This window comes from Streptomyces sp. NPDC056296, from assembly GCF_042268605.1.
Taxonomy (GTDB): domain Bacteria; phylum Actinomycetota; class Actinomycetes; order Streptomycetales; family Streptomycetaceae; genus Streptomyces.
Genome location: NZ_JBHJRX010000132.1, coordinates 1,402 through 2,928 on the forward strand (window position 1 = coordinate 1,402; position 1,527 = coordinate 2,928).

The window sequence follows — 1,527 nt, forward strand, 5'->3', positions numbered from 1 at the left end:
AGATCCGCCGAGTCCACGCGCGTCCCGGCCGGTATCCCGGACAGCGGGAACCGCAGCAGGGCGCGCGAGGAGCCGGTGGTGGTGTTGCCGACCGACAGCCGCCAGTTGTCGTCGTAGTTCGACGCCGGGCCGTCCGAGGAGATCATCACGTCCTGTGCCGTCGTCGGCGTCGGCGCGATCTCGATCGTCGGGTCGACCGTGACGGGGTACTGGCGTTCCTTCGCGGCCAGCCACTTCGCGTCCGGCGTCACCGTCAGCGTCCAGCCGTCCCCGGCCTTGGCGAGCCGCTGCTTCACCGCGGTGCTGTACTGGGTGCCGTACGGCGACGAGGCGTCCTTCTTCGAGTCCGTCATGAACCCGGCCGGGATCACCAGCACGGGGTCGGCCGACTCGCCGAAGAAGCGGACCGAACCGTCCTTGCCCTGCTTCGGCGTCAGCCCGTCCACATCCAGTGTGAACGTGAACTTCACCGGACCGGAGGGCCGTTCATTCAGGACGATGTTCTCCTTGACGCGCCCGGCGCCCACCTCGTAGGCGAGGTCCGCGCCGTCGATCGCGTCCTTGTACGTGACCGTGCTGCCCTTGGCCGTCGGCTTCAGCGCGTCCGCGCCGGCCAGGCCCATCGTCACCGACCGGCCCTCACCGGCCTCCACCCGCAGCAGCTTGTGGCTGTCCGAACCGAACCGGCTGTGCAGCGTGTTCCTCGTGTTCGCGAAGTCGAAGCCCTTGGTCTCCGACGCCTGGACCGACGTGTCGATCGGCTTCCACTGGGCCTTCCGGCCCGTACCGTCCCGGTAGGACGTCGGCACCGCCGACAGCTCCACCTCGGTGCGGCCGTCGGACATCTGCCAGTACCGGGCGTTCGCCGTCCGCCGGCCGGTCAGCTCCTTGATCCGCTTCGCCTTCGGCGCGTTCTTTCCCTTCGGCAGCTTCTGCCGATCGGGGACATCCGCATCGGACTGCGGCGCCGCCGGCAACGCCGGCTCGGCGCCGTCGTCCCCGCCCAGCCAGTCGGCGAGCGAATCGATTACACCCTTGCCGTCACCGTCCGAGGACGGTGCGGACGAGGCGTATGCCATCTGCGGCAGTGTGGTAATCACCACCGCGGACACGACAAAACAGGAGATCCATCTCCCGTACCGGACTTTCATGCCCAATGCCCTCCCCTTTGTGACGCACCCACTCTTCCAATCAATCTGAGATACGGGCACGCCAAGCCACCGGACGGAAATGTCCGACCGGATCGCTTCGCAGAAAACTGCAAAGCGGCACTTGTCTAATCACGCACAGAGGCGCACGTCAACTACTTTCCGATACTCGCCTAATGATGGATGATTCGGGAGTCTGGTATTTCAAACATCGAATTTATGTCCACTTTGTCCGAACGGTGGACTGGGTGACCCGTCATGCGGTACAACGGCGCAGTTCTGTGCAGAAATTTGTGCGTCATCGCGCGCACTCGAAGAAAGTCAGCCCCATGCCATGACCGGAAACGTAGAAGAAGAAGAAACAGCCGACCCTGAAACT

The 1,527-nt window shown here is 64.8% G+C and carries 1 pseudogene; it reads right to left on the bottom strand.

The annotated features are described in order from the left end of the window. Window positions 1–1,079, bottom strand: a pseudogene (locus tag ACFCZF_RS40735) (sugar-binding protein); the annotation flags it as partial. Window positions 1,080–1,527: the final 448 nt, after the last annotated feature.